Genomic DNA, 23,760 nt, shown 5'->3' on the forward strand with positions numbered 1-23,760 from the left:
TAGTGTAAGATTCTCTTGGTAATAGGTAAATAGAATCTTGCTTATCGTGGTTGTTGATTGGCTATAGTAGTATATAACCTTGTTTGGGCATCGATAAACATCATTCACCGAAATAATTTAGTAAGTGGTGAAGCGGAGCACCTTTTGAATGCGATAGGTCAAATATTTGAAAACAGGTAGCTTCTTTTGATATTCACTATAATCTACAGTGTATGTTCCATCTTGATTTGTCCAAAGTCTTTGAAAATAGTTTTCGACATCATTAGAAACGTCCGCATCATTTGGAGCATGGATTTCAATATTTGCTTCAAGATTATAGTCATCTAGATTGCGTGTGGTGTAATTAGCCGATCCTCCAAGAACAATCGTTTCTTTAGGCGTTTGTATCATCATCAGCTTTGTATGGAACTGTTCTTTTTCTGTTTTATACCAGCGAATCGAGATGTTATCATCTCCCAGTTTATCGAATTCAGCGGCAACTGGAAGATTAGGAAGCCCGATTTTTTCACTTCCGAACGCGTTTTGATTCGGATCCAATATCATTTGAATCTTCACACCTCGTTTAGCTGCATCCGTTAACGCCTCGACAACATCGCGATCAGCAATGTAAAACATGGCAAGATGGATTTTGTCCCCTTTTTTCGTATCCCTTATTGACTTAAGGACATGTTTATTAATTTTTCCTTCCGTTAGCAATTGTACGGATATCTGACCCTTATCGGCAGTTGCCCCTTTAAATTCCGGAAATGTCTTTGGGCCTCCTGAAAAATCGTAAGCAGCTTCTTCCGCTTTAACAAAGTCACCGATGATATTCCCACCCATCTGAAACGCAATATTGGAATGGAATCCACTTGCGTCATGAGGATTGGCCGATGAGATGATGGCCGTTTTTTCAGTAGCGACCACTTTTCTGTGATTGGCCTTGATATTCATCAGTCTAAGATAAGAACGCATGGTGACCTTTGGAGCACTTTTTGCCATGGGATTCACAATCCAGCCTTCCCCGCTTTCACCGAACCATTGGAAAAAGGTCCGATACACACCTGAATAGAGAGGATTCGGATCTCGAAGCCGGTCTAAATTGGTAACGATAACATCAATGCCATTTTGCTTCATCGTTTCGAGTGCCTCTAATTGGTAGGCATTATAGGAAGTATTCACTTCATCAGTAATGAATATCACCTGGAGTTTTGGTTTCTTTTTCTTCTGGTCTATCAATTTATCCGTCAGGGTCTCGGATAACTTTGGATAGTTTATCTTTTCATCATAAAAAGCATTAAACAAAAACATATCGATTACGATATAAGAATCAGCATCCTCAATGGCTTGATTAATGGTTTGGAAAATTCGCCGCTCATGCTGAGGATTCCCTTGTTCATCGTGATAGGAAAGGTCATAGATGAAATCAATATCCTCGACATGATGAACCTTCCCTTCATATGAAAGGCCTTCGGGGAGGGGCTTGTAGCTGTTATAGACGATCACGGCTGTAATGACGATCAAAATGCTGACAAGCAGATAAAATCGTTTTCTTTTGTACCATTTTTTCATAGGGAATCCTCCAACAGAGTTAAATGACGTGCTAACTATCTATCTTCCCAAGTTAGGGGTATATAGAAACATAAATCGTAATCTATGGAAACGGGTAGGGCTATTAGTTTGATATAATATAGTTTCAAAAAGAGGAAAGGGGCTATGGCAAATGAAAAAGCAGTTATTAACAAATGATTGGTGGCCTCTATTGGAAGAGGAATTCAAAAAAAGTTATTATCAAGAGCTAATGGAATTTGTAAAACAAGAATACAGTCAGCAAGTCATTCATCCGGATCAGGATGACATCTTCAATGCGCTTCACTTTACTTCATATGAAAATGTAAAGGTGGTCATCCTGGGACAGGACCCTTACCATGGACCGCATCAAGCGCATGGCCTTAGTTTTTCCGTAAAGCCGGAGGTTCGCATCCCACCATCTTTAAGAAATATCTTTAAAGAGTTACACACTGATCTAGGTTACGATGTTCCAGACAATGGTTACCTTGTTGAATGGGCGGAACAGGGAGTGCTTCTATTGAATGCAGTCTTGACCGTCCGTGAGGGAGAAGCCCACTCACACCGGGGAAAGGGATGGGAAACCTTTACAAATCAAATAATTCGTCTGCTGAATGACCGGCAGAAACCGGTCGTTTTTATCCTGTGGGGAAAACCGGCTCAAACTAAAATCCCTTTGATTGATGAAAACCGGCATAAAATCATTAAGTCAGTCCATCCAAGTCCGCTGTCGGCATCCCGTGGTTTCTTTGGCAGCAAACCGTTTTCCAAAACAAATCAATTCCTGATTGAATCAGGGGAAAATCCAATTGATTGGAAAATCTCAAAGCGATGAAGAAAATGGAACGGGTGAATTGTATGGCGTGCCGCCATTTTTATATAACTTGGGATCCAACCTTCCCAAAAGGCTGCCGTGCTTTTCAATTCAAAACATCCAGGCTCCCCTCTCTTGATGTTTTTCGCTCATCGGGACAGCCATGCTTGAAATTTCAATCCAAGCCAATTGATAAGTAGGGGAATATCCAAGGTGTTTTCTTCTCTGATTTTTGCTATGCTAGTTATGAAAGTTTTGACCTGTATATAGACGAGGTGGTAAAGTTGGATATTTCATCAAAACAAATGTTAGATAAGATCGAAGAGCTTGTTTTGAAAGCGAAACAGGTAAATTCAGAGGATAAGGTGCAGGGGTATGTAATTGCCATTAAAGCTCTATGTGAAGTAATGGTTGATGAAAAAGCTGGGAACATCAGCATTCCGAAGCCAATCACAATGACCCAGTCCGTTATGCCGGCTACATCGAATGTAGAACCGGTTAAAATGGATGAGGCCAATGGGGAGTCCTTATTCGATTTTTAAGAGAAGGGGAGCGAAATGCTAGTGAAACTGTTTATCATTTTAGGTGCATTGAATGCGTTTATTGCCGTAGCACTTGGCGCTTTCGGTGCACATGGGCTGGAAGGGAAAATTCCCGATAAATATTTAGAAACGTGGCAAACCGCTGTTCAATATCAAATGTTCCATGCGGTAGGTTTATTAGCGATCGGTTTACTGGCTGGGAAGATTTCAAGTCCGCTAATCAATTGGTCTGGCTGGCTTATGCTAATAGGAATCATCCTGTTTTCCGGAAGTTTATTCGTTCTAAGCGTTACGCAAATAAAAGTGCTAGGGGCCATCACACCACTTGGCGGAGTGTCATTCTTGGTTGCTTGGGTCTTGATGATCATTGCTGCATATAAGTACTTGTAATTAAGTTAGCTGATCTTTCTAAGGTCAGCTTTTTTAATTCGTTATGGAAAAACGATCCATAAAGAAGAGCCTCAAAATCAAAAAGATTCTGAAGCTTCTTTATGGCATCCTCTTTACCTTGGCGAATAGGTGGCAAGCCCAGCGCCTCCAAATGGGTATTCATATTCGATTTCTTCATCAAACGTTATATAATCTAAGTATACCATCGGGATTAAGTACCGTTTTCCCGTTTGAGGGTCGCTTATGATCAAATGATCTCGGCCCGCAGCCTCGATGATTCCTTTGAAGATTTTTGCATTCCATTCCTTGTTGTTTTCAAACGTCGTATAAACAGTGGCTAATTTTCCTTTATTCAATCTCAAGATGTTCTCGATGTACGATGCTTCGACTGGAAGCATGCCAGGCACCTGCGGACCGGAAGGGGACGGCATTGGCGCTTGTTGTGGCGTACCCGCTGTGGTGGGCTGTTGCTGTTGGTATTGTGGTTGTTGGTATGCTTGCTGCTGGTAAGCTTGTTGCTGGTAAGGTCCCTGCTGCTGCCGCGGGTCAGCCTCATTATTTTCATAGGGGTAATAGGGGCTTCCTCCGTACGGATAATTACCATAAGGATTATTTTGTGACATTGCATTCCCTCCTAATTCAAGGTTTATTTGTTTTTGTGGAATTTGGACAATCCGAGAGTGTGGACTGGGAGAAACAGTGCGATTTATAGCGACCGGTAGTATTGTATTTGTTTGTGAAGTTCTGACAATCCCCGGGTGGCTTAAAAACCCACAATGAATGTTAAATGATACGTAACGGTTGCCTTGCATGTTTTACGGGTAAGGTTATACCCTCTTGTCGGCTAAAAAGTAACGTTCCTTCACCTCGCTGGAGTTAGGCATTGCCTTGGTCATTTTTCTGGAAGTTGATTGGGACTGTGAAAAAATAAATTCATCACTATTGAAAATGTATGGGATATGGGGTGGATTTATTCCACAGCCGGGGAAAATAAAAAGGAGATGGAGCAAAAAAAGCTTCCGGAAACCGGAAGCTCACTCGTCTTATACGTATAGGAAAGAAGATACATTTTCTTCCGGCAGGATATTGCCTACAAAGAAAGAGCCGAACGCAGCGTAACGAGCACTTACTTCATCAAATCGCATTTCATAGATTAACTTTTTGAATTGAAGGACATCATCTGCAAATAGTGTAACGCCCCATTCATAATCATCAAAACCGACAGAACCGGAAATGATTTGTTTTACTTTACCTGCGTAACTGCGGCCAATCAAGCCGTGGGAGCGCATTAAGCCTTTGCGTTCTTCCATGGAAAGCATATACCAGTTATCATCACCATCACGGCGCTTGTCCATTGGATAGAAGCATATATGTTTGGACTTTGGAAGGATTGGATACAATCTAGAACGTACATGAGGGTTCTGGTAAGGGTCCTCACCATCTCCACTTGCTAAGTAATTGCTTAATTCCACAACGGAAACGTATGAATAAGCAGGAACTGTATATTCGGCAAGTTTCGTTTTGTTGAATTCGGTTTCAATTGCATTCAATTCCTCCATGGTCGGGCGGGCGAACATTAGCATGAAATCCGCTTTCTGACCAACGATGGAATATAGGGCGTGGCTTCCTTCATTGTCACTTTGTGTCATATTCCATTTATCCAGTAAACCTTGGAATTCTGAGATAGCTAATTGGCGTTCGTCACTTGATAACGTTTTCCAAGAAGCCCAATCGATCAGACGGAAATCATGTAAACAATACCAGCCGTCCAGTGTTTGTGCTGCTTCACTCATTACAATCACTCCTAAGTCTTATTATAACTTTAATATAACATAGTTTCAGTATAAGGAAATTTATATCAACCCGCAAACACCATCACTGTTTTTAGGTGTTCAAACAAATGTCAAAATTGCCGAATGTCAGGGTACCAAAGTGGCTGGAATTTACCTTGCTCCTAGAGTATTCTTAAAAGAAGACGACTTTGGAAAGATTACCAGATGGTTAAATATAGAAAAAATAGGGGAAACGTATCTAAAAAGGAGGAAGTGCCAGTGAGTGATTTATTTGAAATGCTGGAATCAAAAATTATGGGGCATAATTTAAAGATCGTTTTTCCGGAAGCATTGGATGAACGAATTTTGGGAGCGGCAGGAAGGCTTGCCAAGAGCAAACTAATGACACCAGTATTGATCGGAGATATTGGTTCGATTACTGAAAAGGCTAAGGATTTAAAAATCTCCCTTGATGCAATCGAAATATATGATCCGAAGAATTATATCATGATGGATGAAATGGTTGAAGCGTTTGTAAAGGTCCGTGAAGGTAAAGCGTCTGATGTACAAGCACGTGAAACCTTAATGGATGAGAACTATTTTGGAACCATGCTCGTCCATATGAAACTGGCACATGGAATGGTGAGCGGTGCAACGCATTCGACTGCAGATACGGTTCGTCCCGCCCTAAGGATCATCAAAACAAAGCCAGGAGTCCAAAAAACATCAGGTGTATTCATCATGGTCCGTGATGAAGAAAGGTATGTGTTCGCGGATTGTGCGATTAATATAAACCCTAATTCTCAGGATCTCGCGGAGATTGCCGTAGAAAGTGCAAAGACGGCACTCATGTTTGATATCGAACCGCGTGTGGCGATGCTGAGCTTTTCGACGAAGGGGTCGGCGATATCACCCGAGACCCAAAAGGTCATCGATGCTGTCGATTTAGCAAAAGAAATGGATCCGCAAATCATGCTGGATGGGGAGTTTCAGTTTGATGCGGCTTTCGTTCCTTCGGTAGCAAGAAAAAAAGCACCTGATTCTCTTATTCAGGGAGATGCGAATGTTTTTATTTTCCCAAGTCTTGAAGCGGGGAACATTAGCTATAAAATGGTACAGCGTTTGGCTGGCTTCGAAGCGGTCGGCCCGATCCTTCAAGGGCTGAACCGTCCTGTAAATGACCTTTCAAGGGGATGCAATGAAGAGGATGTATATAAACTGGCCGTCATTACAGCTGCACAAGGCTTTGTGGCTCAGTATAAATAGGCCATTTCAGGATTAAATGTAGAGGGAGTTTTCTATGAGTGAAACAGAATCATTATTAATGCAACAAGAGTGGCGGGTTATTGATCAATCTTCCGTAGGGCCTCAGTTTCCTGCTCTAGAGTCCTTTGCCATGGATGATACATTTTGCGCTTCTGTAGGGTCAGGAAAATCAGCGGCCGTAGCCAGAGCGTGGGTACACCATCGAACCATCGTCCTGGGTATACAGGATACGAAGTTGCCTTTTCTTAAAAAGGGTTTGGATCATTTAGAAGAACATGATTTCCAGGCTATCGTTCGGAATTCCGGAGGACTGGCTGTTGTGCTTGATGAGGGGGTCCTCAATTTCTCGCTCATTTTTCCGGAAAACGAGCAGAAAATTGAAATCAATCGAGGGTATGATGCGATGTGGGAGCTTATCCAATTGATGTTTTCCGATTTCCCAGTCAGGATTGAGGCAAGGGAAATCGTTGGTTCCTATTGTCCTGGAAGCTATGATTTAAGTATAAATGGGAAAAAGTTCGCCGGTATATCCCAACGCAGGATTCGTAATGGCGTAGCGGTGCAAATCTACTTATGCGTCAATGGGAGCGGGGCTGAGCGGGCAAGTCTCGTAAAGGGTTTTTATGATGCAGCTAAAGGAAATGCAGAAACAAAATTCCTCTATCCTGATATCGTACCTTCTGTTATGGCATCACTTTCAGAATTACTGGACGTACAATTGAGTGTTCAAGATGTGATGCTCAGGTTCCTACATATATTGAAGGAACACAGCGGAAGGATATTCTCTGACAACCTTTCTGTTGAGGAATGGCCGATGTATGAGGCGTACTTAACAAGAGTGGCAGAACGCAATGATAAAGTATTCGATGCATTAAAAGATTAAACATGTAAAAAGCCGTACCTATAAAAGGATCGGCTTTTTATATTTAATACGACCTTAGCATTCACTGAAACTGTAAAAGGGACTGCATGATTGGTAGCAGAGGTTATACTGGACTTTAAGCCATGAAAAAAGAGCCTTATTTAGACTCTCTTTTTCGAATGGAGATGAATGGGCCTTTATCATGTGGTTGATCTAAGTAACGGAACCCCACATTATTTCATTACTCGGCCATTTTCTCCAAATTGCCATTCCGATCCATCTTGAACTTTGTTGCCGGGCGTTCCTCTTCCTCTAACAATACCAGCTTTCTTGCTCGATTCATGATATTCATCAAAGTCTCATAATCTTCTTGCATCAAACCGCTATTTTGTTCTAGGTGGCTGATCTTATTCTCCAATTCTTCGTTTCGCTTTTTCAAACCCTTAATTTCAAGCTTCAATCTTTCATTTTCGGTTTTTAATACTTCGGCTTGAAGCATTCTGCCGTTCATGGATTCTAAATAGGCGATGACGGTATCAAGGTTCATGACCTTATCCATGATTACTGGAGTATTCTGTGGCTTAGGGGTTAAAGCTTCCGCCACTACAAATTCTTCTGCTGCTTCATAATTGGTAGTATCGACTTCGGATTCCAACTCTAGTTCCTCTTCTAGTACATGTGGAACCATTATGTCGGAAATCGTAGGGGACGGCGGTGTATAAAGAAGCCGTTTTTTCCCTCCTTGATCTTTTCCAAGAATCCTTTGTCGCTGCTTACGTTGTTTTTTAGCTAGGGATAGCGCTTTATCATAATTATGGCGGACAACTGCATTCCAACGGAATCCGCATGCGGCAGAGGTGCGATTCAGCTTATCCCCTACCTCTTCAAAAGCATTCAGCTGTGTGCTGCCTTCCCGCACATGGCGCAATACCGTTTCTGCCAAAAGCAAATCATCTTCTTCTGTCCAGGCGTCTTGACGAACCTTCATTTCTACATACTCCCTTTCTGGTAACTTTTAAAATAAATAACTATATAAAATATCCTGTGGCAATGATTTATGGTGTTCTACTAGCATTTTGGACAAAATTTGGTTTTTTTATACAAAAAGGTTAAAAGGATACTAGTTTTTTGATTAAATACATCCTTTGCATCTGGCTGCACTTTCCTTTTCACATCATCCTGCCCTCTTGATATTCATAGGTAGAAACGGTAAAATACCCTTTAGTTGTATCAATGGAATGAAAAATAGTTTGTCATGGAAAGGATGGTGACCGAAGGATGTCCAATGAATTCAGAGTGTGCGATGACTGCTTGGCGGTAAACATTAAAACGTTGATCCCCCGTCTTGAAAAGCTTGATCCCGACGCGAAAATTGAAGTGGGCTGTCAATCCTATTGCGGTCCAGGCAGAAAGAAATCATTTGCTTTTGTCAATAACCGTCCAGTTTCTGCACCGACAGAAGACGAGTTACTAGAAAAAATTGATAAAAAACTAAAGTAGGATCCATGATAGGTATTTTAAGTGGATTGAATGCTTTTGATAAATGGAACAAGCTATCCATCACCCAGATTCAACACACTGCGGTGATTTTTTATTTCCTTATTTTCGAGACAAAATCCGTCGTGAACTTCCGTTTTCTTACAAAAAGGTCCCTCATACTTGCAAGGGGGAAGTTAGGGTTTTCTGTCAAAACACGCTATAATGAATGCATCGAGATTATGAAAAAGAGGGTAGTTCATGGAATATTCCGGCGAAAAATTACAAGAAGAAAAAGTATTCAAGGACCCGGTGCACCGATATATACATGTTCGGGACCGGGTTATATGGGATTTAATAGGGACGAAGGAATTCCAGCGTCTTCGCAGGATTAAACAACTTGGAACGACTTATTTAACCTTTCATGGTGCGGAGCATAGTCGGCTTAGCCATTCGCTTGGAGTATATGAGATTGTCAGAAGAATCGTCGATGATGTTTTTGAGGGCAGACCGGAATGGAAGCCAGAGGAACGGTTACTGTCCCTGTGTGCAGCCTTGCTGCATGATTTAGGTCATGGCCCTTTCTCTCATTCTTTTGAAAAGGTGTTTGACCTGGATCATGAGCAATTCACGCAACAGATCATTCTCGGCGATACGGAAGTGAATAAGATCCTGCTTAGGGTAGGGCGTGATTTTCCTAAAAATGTGGCTGAAGTCATTGCGAAAACCTATAAAGGCAAATTAGTAGTCAGCCTGATTTCTAGTCAGATCGATGCTGATAGAATGGACTATTTACAGCGTGATGCTTACTTTACGGGCGTGAGTTATGGACATTTCGATATGGAAAGGCTTTTGCGGGTAATGAGGCCAAGGGAAGAGCATGCCGTCATAAAACAAAGCGGGATGCACGCGGTTGAAGATTATATCATGAGCCGCTACCAAATGTATTGGCAGGTTTATTTCCATCCCGTTACGAGAAGTGCGGAGGTTATACTTACCAAGATTTTACACAGAGCAAAATATTTATATGAATCCGGATATGAGTTTGCTCAAGAACCGCACCATTTTTATTCATTGTTCAAGGGAGAAGTGACCCTAGCGGACTATTTGAAAATGGATGAAGCCGTGATGCTCTATTATTTTGAAGAATGGGAAGAGGAAAGCGATGCGATTTTAAAGGATTTATGCATTCGCTTCGTCAACCGGAAACTATTTAAATATGTGGAATTCCATCCATCAAACAGTCAGATGAACAGATTGATGGAATTAAGGACGTTATTCAAGAAGGCAGGTATCGATCCGGATTATTATCTCGTCGTCGATTCTTCATCAGATCTGCCATACGATTTTTATCGTCCAGGTGAGGAAGAGGAGAGGCTGCCGATTCACTTGCTGAAAAATAATGGCGAAATTCGTGAATTATCTCGTGAATCTGAAATTGTCGATGCAATTTCAGGGAAAAGAAGAACGGATCATAAGCTGTATTATCCAGCTGATATATTGCGTGATGAATCTACGAAGAAAAATATTAAAAAACAGATTCGTAAGCTTTTGGAGCTTTCGGATTAAAGCGGTACATTTTTGGTGAGGAGTGACGAGCCTTGTTTAAGGATCATGCAAACATTATCAATGCAATTTCTACTGCCGGTGAAATCTCGGGTCGGAAAAAATTACAAAAAATCGTATATATCGCAAAGAAGCTGTCCTTTCCATTTCATGAAAAGTTTCAATTTCACTTTTATGGACCATATTCGGAGGAGCTGACCTTACGGATTGAAGAGCTCTGTGAAATGGGTTACTTGAATGAAGTAAGGGAAAAAAAAGCGGGGTATTATCAATATTGTTATTCAATAACGGATGCCGGCCAGGATTTCCTATCCATTCAGGAAGTGGAGATGCCAGCTCTTGGGGCATGCTTACTGGATATGAACGAACAGAATGCCCGGTTTTTGGAGCTTGTTTCAACGGTGTTATACTTCGACACACTTGAAAAAGAGGAAGTCACCGAGAAAATTTTTACACTGAAAAGCAAACAAAAATATACGCCTGAAGAAATTGATGAGGCATATGAATATATTGAGCAGTTAAAAACAAAAGCTAAGCCGAATTGATGGCTTAGCTTTTCCCCATTATGTAAATCTTATTGGTCGCTTTTGCGGACACCGGCTACTGCTAAATGATTTTTTGACATTTCTTCAATGAAAATCGTCACGGCTTCAGCTGGTGCTCCGGTTGTTTCCGTAACGGCTGCAGTCACTTTTTCGACTAAAGCCTTTTTCTGTTCGTCTGTACGGCCTTCAAGCATTTTGACTGTTACATATGGCATCTCTTTTCCCCCCTTTCTCTCTTATCTTGTAGTGTTTCACAATGGAAAAAGAAATGCAAGACACGGAAGTCAGAGTTTTTTCACTTCTTGATCTTTTGATGTATACTAACGGTAATATATATTGGGGGAGAAGCTATTGGAGCAAATAGAAAGGTTTTTGGCTTATAGGTTGGAAGAACTTCCATATGTCATTGTGTCACTGTTAATCGCATTTACGGTTCATGAATTTTCCCATGCTTATGTGGCTTATAAGTTCGGTGACCCGACTGCAAAGAATGAAGGAAGAGTCACATTGAACCCGATTTCGCATTTGGATCCGATTGGAACATTGTTAATATTAATAGCTGGATTTGGTTGGGCGAGACCTGTACCGGTCAATCGTTTTCATTTTAAGAATCCAAAATTGGCAGGAGTGCTCGTCTCTTTTGCCGGTCCGTTTAGCAATTTGATTGTTGCAATTTTGGGGTTTTTAATTTTTTACGGGTTGCTAGCGGCAGGAGTTGGACCTGATTTACCTTTTTTCGTCGAGCCCTTCTTAAATGTGCTCATAAATTTAAATGTCCTTTTATTTGTATTTAATCTGATACCGCTGCCGCCGCTCGATGGTTATAGGATCATTCAGGATCTTGTTTCAGCAGACTTGCGGGCAAAAATGACCCAGTATGAGCAATATGGCTCCCTGATTTTTTTGATTTTGATCATCACGCCGCTGAGTCAATATACAATTAGGCCGATTTTGGATACTGGTATTAAATTTGTAGGTGGCACCTTGAGTCAATTTTTTTCACTTTTGTTTTTTTAACCAATAAAGAATGACAAACCATAAAGGGGGATATAAACATGGAAGAACAACCAAAGAAAAAGGTAGGCTTCAATATTATAAAAAACGATCCTACAGAAGGTCATGGCGGATATGGGGCAGGGGTTTTGACGCTCGATAATATTTCTCCGGTCATCATTGATGTGGACGCAGGTGAAGCCGAAGTAGATATAGGAGCGATGCATGCGAGAAGTGTAGTGGAAAAAGGGATTAAATTTTTAAAGACCAAAGAAGAGGTCCCGAATGCCAAACCTTACTGGCTTGTTTGGGTGACTATTGAAGCCACTCAAAATGGTCCGCATTATGCTGGTGTGACAGCCTGTGAAATGATGGTCGACCGGTCAATCAGGCGTGGGTACAAATCCCTTCCGGAGCATGTTAACCGGATGGATAAATCGCTAAAACGTCAGATCATCGTCGACGACATGGACGATAAATCAAAACGTGTGCTCGCAGACTTCTTGAAAAACCATGATGCAGGCATGTGGGAACGCTCGTCCGCCCAGGTCAAGGAGTCATTGACGGTTTAAATGTGATTTATGGATGAAATGTGAAGTTTAGTGAAAAATGCACTTGTAGGAAACGAATAAAATCAGTAAACTTAAAGACAGCAGTTTAGACACTGTGGAACTAGGACAGAAAAATCCCGAAGCCGCTACCGGCTTCGGGATTTTTCGTTATCCCCATGGTTTTAGGACTTTTTTATACCACGGGGTCCGCTTTTGTTCTTCATCTTTTGGCACAGGTCCCGGATTCTCACCCTTAAAGTGCTCTGCACAGTATTCGACAGGTTCGGTGCCCTTAACATAATAAGTCAATCTCGAGACAGGGCAATCTTTTGTTGCCAACTTACCGCTTACTGGATTCACGTTTACCCCGATTACATTTTCCGTTTCCTTAAATGACTTTGCGGGTTTCCCTTGTAGGCCCTTTTCCATATAGGATGCCCAGATTTTCTTTGCATAGCTTTTTTCTGCTGGAATCTCAATTTTTTTACCTTGATCATACCCAGTCCAGACTCCAGCTACAAGATCCGGCGTGTAACCAATCATCCAACTATCTGTCGGGGTCGAACCTGATTTACCGGCATATGGGCGGGTCAATTGGGAGCTAATTGTGCTGCCTGTCACTTTCGTATAGCCATTTAAGGTTTCATCGAAAACCCCGGTAAGCATCTGAGTCATGACAAATGCTTTATCCGCATCCAGAATCTGTTCAGGTTTCTTATTTTTATCAAAAATCACTTCACCTTTTTGGTTTTCAACCCTTTTGATGAACACGGGTTCAACCTTCTTGCCACCATTAGCAAGGATACTGTATGCATTAACCATTTCAATCGCCCTCACACCTGATGTGCCGAGTGCCAGGGACGGAACGGCATCCATTTTCGCTGTGATGCCGAAACGATGCGCCGTATCAACCAAAGATTGTTCCCCAAGGAACAAGTGTGTTTTTACGGCGAAGATATTATCCGAAAGAGCAATGGCTTGAGCCATCGTGATTTCGCCATCCGCATATTGATGGTTGTAATTATGCGGTGTGTAAGTTGAGTGACCATCATCGAAAGAAAATGTGGTGGTCTCGCTTTTTAAAGTGGTGGAAGGTGTGAAACCATTCTCCAGGGCTGAATAGTATAGCAATGGTTTCATAGTGGAACCGGGCTGGCGAACGGCCTGTGTCGCTCGATTGAATGGCGACTCCGTGTAATCTTTGCCACCTACCAGTGCTCGGACTTCCCCGGTGTCCGGTTCCATTGCCACTATCGAAGCTTGAAGGCCAGAAGATTTGGGTATGGTAGTAGATAGAACCTCTTCAGCCGCATCCTGCTGGGTTTCATCCAGTGTGGTATACACCTTAAGCCCACCGAGCTCGATCGTCCGGTCATCTAAATGAAGCTGGGATTTTAATGCCTGTTTGACTGCATCCTGGAAATAGGGTGCGGTTTTATTGGTAACCGTTCCGTGCTTGCCTTTTAATGTAAGTGGTGTTTGAAAGGCTTCAGCGATATTTTTCCGCGAGATGTAGTTTTTGATTTCCATGGCTTGCAGGACAACTTTCTGCCTTGATTTCGCTTTTTCCAAGTTATCCAATGGAGAGTAGCTGGAAGGTCCTTTAGGTATTCCGGCCAGCATGCTCGCTTCAGGGAGAGTCAAATCCTTGGCATCCTTGCCAAAGTAATATTGACTGGCGGCCTGAGCTCCATAGGCGCCATGACCGTAGTAAATCGTATTTAAATAGCCTTCTAGAATTTCCTTTTTGGAATAGTTCATTTCCAGCCGTATCGTATAAAAGGCTTCATTAAACTTTCGCGTCCACGTTTTGTCATGGCCGAGAAATAGATTCCTGGCATATTGCTGGGTAATCGTGCTTGCACCCTGGACTTTGGACATTGCCCGAATATCAGCAAGAATGGCTCCGCCGATCCTTTTTATATCAAATCCATTATGAGTGTAAAATTGACGGTCCTCAACAGCGACAGTTGCTTTGATGAGCTGTGGGGAAATCGATTCCATTCCAGCCCAATAACGTTTCTGGCCATTATCGGTTTCACCAATAACATTTCCGCTGTCACTATAATAGAGAGTCGACTGAGGCACGACCAAAGGCGGCGGACCTAATATTTTTGCGTACACCAGCAAAGAGAGAAGCAATACAAAGAGTATTGTAAGCCCGATTGTGGCAAGAATAATGAAGGCACGCACATATTTAGTTGTCCTTTTAAATCGTTCGCTTGGAATTAACTCCAATTGCTTTCACCTCTCTTATTTTTTTTAAAAAAGAATCTATTACTATTATGGAAAAAAAAGAAATTTTTAAACATAAGAACTGCATTTATGAAATTTAACTTGCAATTCTGCTAGATTCGTCTATAATTTTTCTAGCTAATGACAATAACGAAAATGGGGAACCTATTAGGTGACTGACTATATGAATTGGAAAAGGAGCGTTAATAAATGAGCATTTGGTTTACTGAGAAACAAACAGAGAATTTTGGTATTACGATGAAAGTGAATCGTACTTTACATACGGAGCAAACTGAGTTTCAAAAGCTGGATATGATTGAAACAGAAGAGTGGGGCAATATGCTATTGCTGGATGACATGGTAATGACTTCACAACGCGATGAATTCGTTTACCATGAAATGGTAGCCCATGTTCCTTTATTTACTCATCCTAATCCAGAGAACGTTTTGGTTGTAGGCGGAGGAGACGGTGGAGTTATTCGTGAAATCCTAAAACATCCAAGCGTAAAAAAAGCTACATTGGTGGATATCGATGGGAAAGTTATCGAATACTCTAAGAAGTTCTTACCTGAAATTGCGGGTATGCTTGAAGATCCACGTGTAGATGTACAAGTAGGGGATGGCTTCATGCACATCGCCAAAAGTGAAAATGAATATGACGTGATCATGGTTGACTCAACTGAACCAGTTGGACCCGCTGTCAACTTATTCACTAAAGGTTTTTATGCTGGGATTTCCAAAGCATTGAAAGAAGATGGGATTTTTGTGGCACAATCCGATAATCCTTGGTTTAAAGCAGACTTAATTCGCGATGTACAACGTGATGTGAAAGAGATATTCCCAATCACTAGCCTTTATTTAGCGAATATCCCGACATATCCAAGCGGCCTTTGGGCGTTCACGATCGGATCAAAAAAATATAATCCACTAGAAGTGACAGAAGACCGTTTCCATGAAATCGAAACGAAATACTATACAAAAGAACTTCACAAAGCAGCATTCGTTCTGCCTAAATTCGTTCAAGATTTAGTGAAATAAGGGAGGCATTAACCATGAAATTCGATGAAGCCTATTCAGGCAATGTATTCATTAAAAGCCACCCTGTTTTTGAGGAATCAGAAGCAGTGCTATACGGTATGCCGATGGACTGGACGGTAAGTTTCCGTCCGGGTTCTCGCTTCGGCCCTACCCGAATTCGTGAAGTTTCAATTGGTTTGGAAGAGTACAGCCCGTATTTGGATCGTGAATTAGAGGAAGTTAAATTCTTTGATGCCGGGGATATTCCATTACCATTCGGCAATCCGCAGCGCAGCATCGATATGATTGAAGAATACGTCGACAGCTTGCTGGATGCAGGTAAGTTCCCAATGGGTATGGGAGGGGAACACCTTGTCACATGGCCTGTCATTAAAGCCATGTACAAAAAGTATCCTGACATGGCCATCATCCATATGGACGCCCACACAGATTTACGTGAGGACTATGAGGGTGAGCCGCTTTCACATGCGTCCATCATCCGCAAATCTGCGGAGCTTATCGGTCCAAAAAATGTTTACTCTTTTGGCATTCGTTCCGGATTAAAAGAGGAATTTCAATGGGCAAAAGAAAACGGCATGCACATTTCTAAATTTGAAGTTCTTGAACCTCTGAAAGAAGTATTGCCGCAGTTAGCGGGTCGTCCAGTATATGTGACGATCGACATCGATGTTCTTGACCCTGCGCATGCACCGGGAACAGGCACCGTTGATTGTGGAGGCATCACTTCAAAAGAGCTTTTAGCTTCGATTCATGAGATAGCAAGATCTGAAATTAATGTAGTGGGCTGCGATTTAGTTGAAGTGGCACCGATCTATGATCCATCCGAGCAAACAGCGAACACGGCAAGCAAGCTGATCCGCGAAATGATTTTAGGATGGGTCCAAAAAGGTTAATCGTTAATGGACGGAAGACTTGACTGTTCCTGTTTTTAAACGGGAATGGTCTTTTTTTATCCATACCGGGAATAATGGATTTTGCAACAAGATGGGCTCTTTTTTAGTAATTCCACCCCATTTGGTCATTATTGCGTTAAAATCAAATGACGGCACCACAATGATTTCGCCAGTTTATCCTCGCCTTATGGATTTACAGTTTATTTTCCGCTCCAAGTTGAAACTTCCTTGAAGAATATTTATACTTATAAAGTTAAGAACGAGATGATGAAGGAAGTGTAGCTTTGACTCTTCATGATATAGATAAGCATACAATTAAAGTGACCTTACAGACAAAAATTAAGCATGGCTCAGAAATGGAAACGTATGAGCTGGTCACATTTGGTACAAAAATGTATAAAGGCTCCGATTTGTATCTGCAATATAAAGAGGAAAATGAAGCCGGTCAAACACAAACGACCATCAAGCACAAAACGGATGAAACGATCCTTCTTAGAAATGGTGCCATAAAAATGAGGCAGCTTTTTCGCTTGCAGGAAGCGACAAATGGACATTATGAAAGTATATATGGCAGGTTAGGGTTACGGACGACCACGAAGAAAATTCATCACCAATGGGATGAGCAGGCAAAACAAGGGAAACTTGTCCTTAAATATACGTTACATATGCAGGGAAGCGAACCTGGTCAATATGAGATGACGATTTCCTACAAGGAGGAAGCATAACACATGAATATAGTTAAAGAGGTACAGGAAAAACTGAAAGAAGAAATTAAAGCGGCAGTCATAAAAGCTGGTTTGGCATCGGAAGAGCAGATTCCAAATGTTGTATTGGAACTTCCAAGAGATAAAACACACGGAGATTACTCCACGAATATGGCGATGCAATTAACGAAGATTGCAAAGAAAGCACCAAAAATGATTGCTGAAGCGATCATTGAAAACTTTGACAACTCAAAAGCATCCATCGAAAAAATCGAAATTGCAGGACCTGGTTTCATAAACTTCCACATGAATAATTCTTATTTGACGGAATTGATTCCTGTCATTTTGAAAGTGGATGAAGCATATGGGGAAAGTGACTTTGGAAAAGGGGAAAAAATCCAGGTGGAATTCGTTTCCGCTAACCCAACCGGAGACCTCCATCTTGGTCATGCCCGTGGAGCAGCAGTCGGTGATACACTATGTAATGTTTTGTCTAAAGCAGGTTATGATGTTTCACGTGAATACTACATCAATGATGCGGGAAACCAAATTAATAATCTGGCCATTTCCATAGAAGCACGCTATTTCCAAGCTCTTGGCCTTGAAAAGGATATGCCAGAGGGTGGTTATCATGGCGAAGATATCATTGGAATCGGTAAAACGCTTGCAAGTGAATATGGTGATAAATATGTAAATGCCGACGAAAAAGAACGTTTTGAATTTTTCCGTGAGTATGGCTTGAAATATGAATTGGAAAAACTGAAGACAGATCTGGGCAATTTCCGTGTGGGATTTGATGTATGGTACTCTGAAACATCCCTTTATCAAGATGGTAAAATCGATGAGGCACTAAAAGTGTTAAGGGAAAGGGGCCATATCTATGAGGAAGATGGGGCAACATGGTTCCGCTCAACGGAATTGGGCGATGATAAAGACCGCGTGCTGATCAAACAGGATGGTTCTTACACATATCTGACACCGGATATTGCATACCACCGAAATAAGTTGGAGCGCGGCTTTGAAACGTTGATCAATATCTGGGGTGCGGACCATCATGGCTATATCCCGCGTATGAAAGCGGCAATCGAAGCATTGGGTTACAACCGCGAGCAGCTTGAAGTAGAAGTCATTCAGCTTGTTCATCTGTATAAAGATGGCGAGAAAATGAAGATGAGTAAACGTACTGGTAAAGCAGTTACGATGCGTGACCTTATTGATGAAGTAGGTCTGGATGCGACCCGTTATTTCTTTGCGATGAGAAGTGCGGATACACATATGGACTTCGATTTGGATCTTGCGGTATCTCAATCCAATGATAACCCGGTTTATTATGCACAGTATGCTCACGCACGTATTTCAAGTATTTTACGCCAAGGTGAGGAACAGGGATTCAGCTATGAAGGAATCACTAATTTCTCTGCACTTTCTACTGAAAAAGAAGTGGAGCTTTTGAAGAAATTAGGAGAGTTTCCGCAGGCAATAGCCGAAGCTGCCGAAAAACGGATGCCTCACCGCATGACGAATTATATATTCGACCTAGCTTCTACATTCCACAGTTTCTACAATGCAGATAAGGTTTTGGATGTTGAAAAGATGGAAAGAAGTAAAGCACGTCTAGGACTGGTCAAATCCGTCCAAATTACTTTAAGAAATGCATTAGCTATAATCGGTGTTTCAGCACCGGAAAAAATGTAATCGAAAAAGCGACTTGATTTACCATCCTGGCTCTCGCTTTTTAGCGGGCGGTCCGGGAGCTTCCGTTCCAATCAATTTTGTTTTGAAATTAGACAAATTGAAGCGACTGTTTCTAGCGAAACAGTCGCTTTTTTTAGGTTGGCTAGCATTCGACGGCACCACCGCTTACCCTTTTTACACCACGAACCTTAGATATATCTTCAACCAGCTGCAACATCGCCCGATCCTTCATCTTAGCTTCGATCATGAAATCCACATCTTGTCCAAGTTCCCTAAGTACTTTAAAAAGGGGCATGATGAATTCCAAATCGATATAATCAGCATGTGAGCGAAATTCCCCAGCGGATTTTGGGGAAGAAATATGAATCTTTGGTACAACACCTGCCTGACTCCAAGTGGAGATCACCTCGGTGAGCAGCTCGTTAAGCGGCTCATTTGAAAGATTTGCGAGATGGTGGTGGTAATCAAAGACAAGTGGAATCCCTTCCTTCTTACACACACTCAGGGTTTCTGACGCCGTATAGGTTTTATCATCATTCTCAAAGGTCATCCTTGCTTTCACGTACCCAGGGAGCAGCTTAAGATTGTCATGAACCCTCACGATGGCGGATTCTTTATCTCCATAGGCTCCGCCGACATGGATATTGATGAAAGAGGAGTCCGCAATCCCCATAGCATCAAGCATTTTATAGTGGAACTCCATATCTGTTACGGCATTTTGAGTAATCCCGGGTTTGGGGCTTGTGAACAACGTAAACTGATTAGGGTGAAAACTAACCCTCATTTTGTGTGCAGAAACCCAATCGCCAAGCTGTTTCCACTCTTTTTTAAAGGGATCGACGAAATCCCATTCAATTTCGGGATGTGTGGCTAAAGGAACGATTGAACTCGACATCCGGTAGATTTCTATTTGATGGGCCGTATTATATTGAAGGACCCTTAAGGTATTTTCAATGTTCTGCCTTGTCACACTCAGAAGCTTTTCCATCCCCTCGTCTGGGCCAAGCATGTTGTATCGCTTGAAAGTAACAGTCTTAGCTGGAGAGGCTTCCCATAAACAGGTGGCGTTTGATACAAATCCAAATCTTATTTTCATTATATATTCTCCTTAAACATTCGGGGTGTTAAAGAAAAGGAGAAAGGAGGGAAGCCAGTGATTCTTTTGCTGTACGGACTACATTCATCGAGGAAAGCGAGTCCCCGCACAATGGCTTGGATTCAGCAAGGTCAACTGCCAATTCCTTTTCTGCATCTTCTATAAATGTCCGGTCAAATATCAAACAATTGATTTCACTATTTAAAAAACAACTGCGTTTATCAAAGTTAGCCGTACCGATATCACAGATTATATCATCGATCAGTATCACTTTAGAATGGTAGAACCCTCTCTGGAATTGCATGATGGATGCCCCTTCTTTTATTAGTACCCGAAAATAGGGAAAGGAAGCCTCTTTGACAAGGGTGTGATCTGAATTTTCGGGAACGATGACCGTCACGGAAACATTGCGTGCAAGGGCTTCCCTTAATTCGTGAAACAGAGTATTGCTTGGAATGAAGTACGGCGTACCGATAATGATTTTTTCATTAGCTTGCTGAATCAAACGTGTCAAGGTCGGTTCAAGCTCATTTCCATTCGAGACAACAACCTGATGCGCCTGCGACCCGGGAGTCAAAGTTGGAAAATAAGCAGGCCTACCCCGATAGTCCTCGTTTGTATCGTAGAACCAATCCGTGAGGAAGACATCCTGTAGGTCCTTTACCCCCTCACCGGTCATTTTCAAATGGTAATCTCTCCAAGGATTTAGCTTTTCCCCTTGGTTTATATACTCCTTACCGATATTAAATCCGCCTAAATAGCCAATCTTACCGTCAATCACCGTTATTTTACGATGATTCCTTTTTTGTATTGTATAGAAAAGGAAGGGGAGTTTCGGTTTATAGCTGAAAGAAAAATGAACGCCGCTTTCTTTTAGCTCGTGAATGCTTTTGCGGGAAATCTTCTTACTTCCAACCCAATCGACTAAAAGTCTCACTTCGACGCCCGCTTCCGCTTTAGTTTGCAGTAACTTCAAAAAGTCCTTGCTGAATTTATCGTTATTTACAATATAAAAAAGGATATGGATGGAATCCTGAGCTCGTTTGATTTCTTTCATAAAATCATCAAACAGGATTTTTCCTGATGTGTATACGGTCATGTCGCTGTTCCGAGGCGGATATTTAATGTTCGTTGCCTGCTTCATAAAGCGCTTATGCCCTAATTTAAGGTCAATCCAGCACCAAGTGAAGATCAATAAAAAAATAGAAGCAAGCATGGTGATTATTTTCAAAAAAATCCCCCCTAAATGATTTCATTTAGTTTGGCTCAAATTCCCTGTAAGTAACCATCAAAAAGGGATGAAGGGAAACGCATTTTTTTTCGAAATATAAAAGGGTAATTTACAGAATTGTCGAACTATACAATAAGGTGTAGAAAATCACATATTTTTTAGAAAGAAAAAAGTTGACTGAATGCTCATTCATTATATAATGGAATTAATCAAATTTCAGAAAAATGCCAAATTTCCTAAAATGGTTACCTGGCATTTTACAATTTACTTAGAGGGGGAAAGACTGCATGGAAATGAATGGCTTACTGTGGATCAACTTAACTGCGTTCCTACTTGTAACCGCTTACGCCGCCGGTTTATTTATCTATTTGATAAAGACTCGTATAGCTTATATAAAACTCGGCAAAAAAGTGGAATTCGATAACCGTGTGAAAGATCGTCTTGTGAAAATAGGGGTTTATGTATTTGGTCAGAAGAAGCTCTTTAAAGATAAGAAGAGTGGAATCATTCATGCCATGCTTTTTTATGGTTTCATCTTAGTGCAATTCGGTGCACTGGACTTTTTCGTTAAAGGCTTAAGACCAGGATGGCATTTACCGTTTGGTCCTCTATATCCAGCCTTTACCTTCTTCCAGGAGATCGTGACGCTTACGGTTCTAGTCGCAATCCTTTGGGCTGCTTACCGTCGTTATGTGGAGAAGCTCGTTCGTTTGAAACGGGATTTCAAAGCAGGATTGGTTGTTATTTTCATTACAGGAATCATGATTACCGTGTTGTTGGGGAATGGAATGGGAATGATTTGGCATGAACATGACGCAACTTGGTCAGAGCCAGTTGCATCAGGCATAGCCTTCCTATTCGGCTGGATGGGAACAACAGCAGCGACCGCTGTTTTTTATGTAGCTTGGTGGTTGCATTTACTGATCATCTTATCGTTCCTTGTTTATATCCCACAATCTAAACACGCTCACTTGATTGCCGGTCCAATAAATGTATTCCTCAATCGTATGGACAATCCAGGTAAATTGAAACCAGTTGATTTGGAAGAAGAGGTTCTGGACAAAGAAGGTAATCAATATTACGGTGCCAAATATATCGAAGACTTGACGCAGTATCAAATGGTGGACCTATATGCCTGCGTGGAGTGTGGACGTTGTACGAATATGTGTCCGGCAACTGGCACCGGTAAAATGCTGTCACCGATGGATATCATCATCAAAATGCGAGACCATTTAACAAATACAGGTGCCGCTGTTACGACAAAGCAGCCATGGGTACCATCTTTCGTTTTTGGAAATACGAAAGGAAATAAGATAGCGCTGGCAAGTAGTGGGCAGGGAGCGCAGGAATCAGCAGCTGCATCTGAAGCTTACAGCCCAAGCCTGATTGGCGAAGTCATTACGGAAGAAGAACTTTGGGCATGTACCACTTGCCGGAACTGTGAAGATCAATGCCCTGTAATGAATGAACATGTGGACAAAATCATCGATATGCGCCGTTATTTAGTGTTGACTGAGGGCAGGCTTGATCCGGATGCCCAACGAGCAATGACGAATATTGAACGTCAAGGAAACCCATGGGGCCTTAACCGTAAAGAGAGAGAAGATTGGAGAAGCCTCCGGGAAGATGTTAACGTTCCTACAGTGAAGGAATTACAAAAGGCAGACGAAGATTTCGAATATTTATTCTGGGTGGGCTCCATGGGCTCGTACGATAACCGAAGCCAGAAGATTGCCCTTTCTTTTGCTAAGTTAATGAATCAAGCGGGCGTCAAATTTGCCATTCTGGGCAATAAGGAGAAAAACTCAGGGGACACTCCTCGCCGATTGGGTAATGAGTTTGTTTTCCAGGAGCTTGCCATGAAAAATATCGAAGAATTCCAGAAGAATGAGATCAAGAAAATCGTAACGATTGATCCACATGCATACAATATCTTTAAGAATGAGTATCCGGATTTTGGTTTGGAAGCGGAAGTGTATCACCATACTGAATTGTTAGCCAAACTAGTAAGCGAGGGCAGATTGGTGCCGCAGTATCCGGTGAATGAAACGATTACATTCCACGATTCCTGTTACTTGGGAAGGTACAATGAGGTGTATAGCCCACCGCGTGAAATCTTACAATCCATTGATGGTGTAAAACTTATTGAGATGGAGCGTAACCGCGAAAAAGGCATGTGCTGTGGAGCTGGAGGCGGTTTGATGTGGATGGAAGAGGAAACCGGAAACCGCATTAATGTTGCACGTACAGAACAAGCACTGGCCGTCAGCCCAACAGTTATCAGTTCCGGATGTCCTTATTGCCTGACCATGCTATCTGATGGAACGAAAGCAAAAGAAGTTGAAGAAAACGTTAAAACATATGATGTAGCTGAATTACTCGAAAAAGCGGTCATTGGTGAAAATAAAACGATGGCATCTTAATTTATAAGACAATTGCCTGCTTCTTCTATAATGATATGGATGTAATGGAAGCAGGCAATTTTTTATTATTTACAAACAAAATATTTTCATTTATGTAAAAAATATGTAAGATGATATTAA

23 protein-coding genes are annotated in these 23,760 nt (G+C 41.7%); 15 read left to right on the forward strand and 8 right to left on the reverse strand.

All coding sequences use genetic code 11. From position 1 onward, the window contains the following. Nucleotides 1-117: 117 nt before the first annotated feature. Nucleotides 118-1,551: a phospholipase D family protein gene (locus tag LQ203_RS14930; RefSeq protein ID WP_230159169.1), complete on the reverse strand. Its 1,434-nt coding sequence runs from the start codon at nucleotides 1,549-1,551 to the stop codon at nucleotides 118-120. 151 nt (nucleotides 1,552-1,702) lie between these two features. Between LQ203_RS14930 and LQ203_RS14935 the strand changes: the two genes are divergently transcribed. The 3 genes from LQ203_RS14935 to LQ203_RS14950 all read left to right on the forward strand — a co-directional run bounded on the left by LQ203_RS14935 (nucleotide 1,703) and on the right by LQ203_RS14950 (nucleotide 3,294). Continuing rightward, nucleotides 1,703-2,383, forward strand: a complete 681-nt coding sequence (locus LQ203_RS14935; protein ID WP_230159170.1) for a uracil-DNA glycosylase — start codon at nucleotides 1,703-1,705, stop codon at nucleotides 2,381-2,383. A gap of 263 nt (nucleotides 2,384-2,646) precedes the next feature. Next, complete coding sequence (locus LQ203_RS14945) at nucleotides 2,647-2,904, forward strand: YwdI family protein (RefSeq protein WP_230159171.1); 258 nt, start codon at nucleotides 2,647-2,649, stop codon at nucleotides 2,902-2,904. A gap of 21 nt (nucleotides 2,905-2,925) precedes the next feature. Further along, complete coding sequence (locus LQ203_RS14950; protein WP_230159240.1) at nucleotides 2,926-3,294, forward strand: DUF423 domain-containing protein; 369 nt, start codon at nucleotides 2,926-2,928, stop codon at nucleotides 3,292-3,294. A gap of 113 nt (nucleotides 3,295-3,407) precedes the next feature. On the opposite strand, the gene gerQ is transcribed toward LQ203_RS14950, so the two are convergent. Together gerQ and hemQ are read right to left on the reverse strand one after the other, a co-directional pair. Next, the gene (gerQ, locus tag LQ203_RS14955; protein WP_230159172.1) at nucleotides 3,408-3,917 is read right to left on the reverse strand and encodes a spore coat protein GerQ; all 510 of its coding nucleotides are present in this window, start codon (nucleotides 3,915-3,917) and stop codon (nucleotides 3,408-3,410) included. A gap of 420 nt (nucleotides 3,918-4,337) precedes the next feature. Beyond that, nucleotides 4,338-5,087: a hydrogen peroxide-dependent heme synthase gene (gene hemQ, locus LQ203_RS14960; RefSeq protein WP_230159173.1), complete on the reverse strand. Its 750-nt coding sequence runs from the start codon at nucleotides 5,085-5,087 to the stop codon at nucleotides 4,338-4,340. Between the two features lie 258 nt (nucleotides 5,088-5,345). On the opposite strand from hemQ, the gene pta reads away from it, so the two are divergent. Both pta and LQ203_RS14970 read left to right on the forward strand, forming a co-directional pair. Further along, nucleotides 5,346-6,332: a phosphate acetyltransferase gene (gene pta / locus LQ203_RS14965; RefSeq protein ID WP_230159174.1), complete on the forward strand. Its 987-nt coding sequence runs from the start codon at nucleotides 5,346-5,348 to the stop codon at nucleotides 6,330-6,332. Between the two features lie 34 nt (nucleotides 6,333-6,366). Beyond that, nucleotides 6,367-7,215, forward strand: coding sequence for a lipoate--protein ligase family protein (locus LQ203_RS14970; protein WP_230159175.1), 849 nt, complete (start codon nucleotides 6,367-6,369; stop codon nucleotides 7,213-7,215). Nucleotides 7,216-7,435: 220 nt separating this feature from the next. Here LQ203_RS14970 and LQ203_RS14975 read toward each other — a convergent pair whose 3' ends face one another. Then, nucleotides 7,436-8,182 carry an RsfA family transcriptional regulator gene (locus tag LQ203_RS14975; RefSeq protein ID WP_230159176.1) on the reverse strand — a complete coding sequence of 249 codons (747 nt, stop codon included), beginning with the start codon at nucleotides 8,180-8,182 and terminating at the stop codon, nucleotides 7,436-7,438. 290 nt (nucleotides 8,183-8,472) lie between these two features. On the opposite strand from LQ203_RS14975, the gene LQ203_RS14980 reads away from it, so the two are divergent. From LQ203_RS14980 to LQ203_RS14990, 3 genes are all read left to right on the forward strand, one after another. Beyond that, nucleotides 8,473-8,694: a DUF1450 domain-containing protein gene (locus LQ203_RS14980; protein ID WP_230159177.1), complete on the forward strand. Its 222-nt coding sequence runs from the start codon at nucleotides 8,473-8,475 to the stop codon at nucleotides 8,692-8,694. A gap of 237 nt (nucleotides 8,695-8,931) precedes the next feature. Continuing rightward, nucleotides 8,932-10,239 carry an HD domain-containing protein gene (locus LQ203_RS14985; protein ID WP_230159178.1) on the forward strand — a complete coding sequence of 436 codons (1,308 nt, stop codon included), beginning with the start codon at nucleotides 8,932-8,934 and terminating at the stop codon, nucleotides 10,237-10,239. Nucleotides 10,240-10,271: 32 nt separating this feature from the next. Continuing rightward, nucleotides 10,272-10,781, forward strand: a complete 510-nt coding sequence (locus LQ203_RS14990; RefSeq protein WP_230159179.1) for a YwgA family protein — start codon at nucleotides 10,272-10,274, stop codon at nucleotides 10,779-10,781. Nucleotides 10,782-10,810: 29 nt separating this feature from the next. Here the strand turns inward: LQ203_RS14990 and LQ203_RS14995 are convergent, their stop codons facing one another. Beyond that, nucleotides 10,811-10,996 (reverse strand): 2-hydroxymuconate tautomerase, encoded by a 186-nt coding sequence (locus LQ203_RS14995; protein WP_061465772.1) that lies wholly within the window; start codon nucleotides 10,994-10,996, stop codon nucleotides 10,811-10,813. A 145-nt stretch (nucleotides 10,997-11,141) separates the two neighbouring features. On the opposite strand from LQ203_RS14995, the gene LQ203_RS15000 reads away from it, so the two are divergent. Continuing rightward, the gene (locus LQ203_RS15000) at nucleotides 11,142-11,798 is read left to right on the forward strand and encodes a site-2 protease family protein (RefSeq protein ID WP_230159241.1); all 657 of its coding nucleotides are present in this window, start codon (nucleotides 11,142-11,144) and stop codon (nucleotides 11,796-11,798) included. A 38-nt stretch (nucleotides 11,799-11,836) separates the two neighbouring features. Beyond that, nucleotides 11,837-12,346, forward strand: a complete 510-nt coding sequence (locus LQ203_RS15005; RefSeq protein WP_230159180.1) for a YwhD family protein — start codon at nucleotides 11,837-11,839, stop codon at nucleotides 12,344-12,346. A gap of 147 nt (nucleotides 12,347-12,493) precedes the next feature. Here LQ203_RS15005 and LQ203_RS15010 read toward each other — a convergent pair whose 3' ends face one another. Continuing rightward, entirely contained in the window at nucleotides 12,494-14,563 is a 2,070-nt protein-coding gene (locus LQ203_RS15010) for a PBP1A family penicillin-binding protein (RefSeq protein WP_230159181.1), read from the reverse strand. Nucleotides 14,564-14,770: 207 nt separating this feature from the next. Between LQ203_RS15010 and speE the strand changes: the two genes are divergently transcribed. The 4 genes from speE (at nucleotide 14,771) to argS (ending at nucleotide 18,890) form a co-directional block, all read left to right on the forward strand. After that, complete coding sequence (speE, locus tag LQ203_RS15015; protein WP_053348438.1) at nucleotides 14,771-15,598, forward strand: spermidine synthase; 828 nt, start codon at nucleotides 14,771-14,773, stop codon at nucleotides 15,596-15,598. A gap of 14 nt (nucleotides 15,599-15,612) precedes the next feature. Continuing rightward, on the forward strand, nucleotides 15,613-16,491 hold the full coding sequence (speB, locus tag LQ203_RS15020) for an agmatinase (RefSeq protein WP_230159182.1): 879 nt from the start codon (nucleotides 15,613-15,615) through the stop codon (nucleotides 16,489-16,491). A 284-nt stretch (nucleotides 16,492-16,775) separates the two neighbouring features. Further along, entirely contained in the window at nucleotides 16,776-17,216 is a 441-nt protein-coding gene (locus tag LQ203_RS15025; RefSeq protein WP_230159183.1) for a DUF1934 domain-containing protein, read from the forward strand. Nucleotides 17,217-17,219: 3 nt separating this feature from the next. Continuing rightward, the gene (gene argS, locus LQ203_RS15030; RefSeq protein ID WP_230159184.1) at nucleotides 17,220-18,890 is read left to right on the forward strand and encodes an arginine--tRNA ligase; all 1,671 of its coding nucleotides are present in this window, start codon (nucleotides 17,220-17,222) and stop codon (nucleotides 18,888-18,890) included. A gap of 142 nt (nucleotides 18,891-19,032) precedes the next feature. Here argS and uvsE read toward each other — a convergent pair whose 3' ends face one another. Both uvsE and cls read right to left on the reverse strand, forming a co-directional pair. After that, entirely contained in the window at nucleotides 19,033-19,986 is a 954-nt protein-coding gene (uvsE, locus tag LQ203_RS15035; RefSeq protein WP_230159185.1) for a UV DNA damage repair endonuclease UvsE, read from the reverse strand. Between the two features lie 28 nt (nucleotides 19,987-20,014). Beyond that, complete coding sequence (gene cls / locus LQ203_RS15040; RefSeq protein ID WP_230159186.1) at nucleotides 20,015-21,217, reverse strand: cardiolipin synthase; 1,203 nt, start codon at nucleotides 21,215-21,217, stop codon at nucleotides 20,015-20,017. Nucleotides 21,218-21,510: 293 nt separating this feature from the next. On the opposite strand from cls, the gene LQ203_RS15045 reads away from it, so the two are divergent. Further along, complete coding sequence (locus tag LQ203_RS15045; RefSeq protein ID WP_230159242.1) at nucleotides 21,511-23,640, forward strand: (Fe-S)-binding protein; 2,130 nt, start codon at nucleotides 21,511-21,513, stop codon at nucleotides 23,638-23,640. Nucleotides 23,641-23,760: the final 120 nt, after the last annotated feature.

Source organism: Peribacillus sp. Bi96, from assembly GCF_918698115.1.
GTDB lineage: Bacteria > Bacillota > Bacilli > Bacillales > DSM-1321 > Peribacillus.

Excerpts from the sequence above, each read along its gene's own strand:
- LQ203_RS14970 (WP_230159175.1), top strand. The coding sequence starts at position 6,367 with ATGAGTGAAACAGAATCATTATTAATGCAACAAGAGTGGCGGGTTATT.
- LQ203_RS14980 (WP_230159177.1), top strand. The coding sequence starts at position 8,473 with ATGTCCAATGAATTCAGAGTGTGCGATGACTGCTTGGCGGTAAACATT.
- LQ203_RS15045 (WP_230159242.1), top strand. The coding sequence starts at position 21,511 with ATGAATGGCTTACTGTGGATCAACTTAACTGCGTTCCTACTTGTAACC.
- hemQ (WP_230159173.1), bottom strand. The coding sequence starts at position 5,087 with ATGAGTGAAGCAGCACAAACACTGGACGGCTGGTATTGTTTACATGAT.
- uvsE (WP_230159185.1), bottom strand. The coding sequence starts at position 19,986 with ATGAAAATAAGATTTGGATTTGTATCAAACGCCACCTGTTTATGGGAA.
- LQ203_RS14935 (WP_230159170.1), top strand. The coding sequence starts at position 1,703 with ATGAAAAAGCAGTTATTAACAAATGATTGGTGGCCTCTATTGGAAGAG.
- LQ203_RS14995 (WP_061465772.1), bottom strand. The coding sequence starts at position 10,996 with ATGCCATATGTAACAGTCAAAATGCTTGAAGGCCGTACAGACGAACAG.
- speB (WP_230159182.1), top strand. The coding sequence starts at position 15,613 with ATGAAATTCGATGAAGCCTATTCAGGCAATGTATTCATTAAAAGCCAC.
- gerQ (WP_230159172.1), bottom strand. The coding sequence starts at position 3,917 with ATGTCACAAAATAATCCTTATGGTAATTATCCGTACGGAGGAAGCCCC.
- speE (WP_053348438.1), top strand. The coding sequence starts at position 14,771 with ATGAGCATTTGGTTTACTGAGAAACAAACAGAGAATTTTGGTATTACG.
- LQ203_RS14930 (WP_230159169.1), bottom strand. The coding sequence starts at position 1,551 with ATGAAAAAATGGTACAAAAGAAAACGATTTTATCTGCTTGTCAGCATT.
- LQ203_RS14985 (WP_230159178.1), top strand. The coding sequence starts at position 8,932 with ATGGAATATTCCGGCGAAAAATTACAAGAAGAAAAAGTATTCAAGGAC.
- LQ203_RS14975 (WP_230159176.1), bottom strand. The coding sequence starts at position 8,182 with ATGAAGGTTCGTCAAGACGCCTGGACAGAAGAAGATGATTTGCTTTTG.
- LQ203_RS15005 (WP_230159180.1), top strand. The coding sequence starts at position 11,837 with ATGGAAGAACAACCAAAGAAAAAGGTAGGCTTCAATATTATAAAAAAC.
- argS (WP_230159184.1), top strand. The coding sequence starts at position 17,220 with ATGAATATAGTTAAAGAGGTACAGGAAAAACTGAAAGAAGAAATTAAA.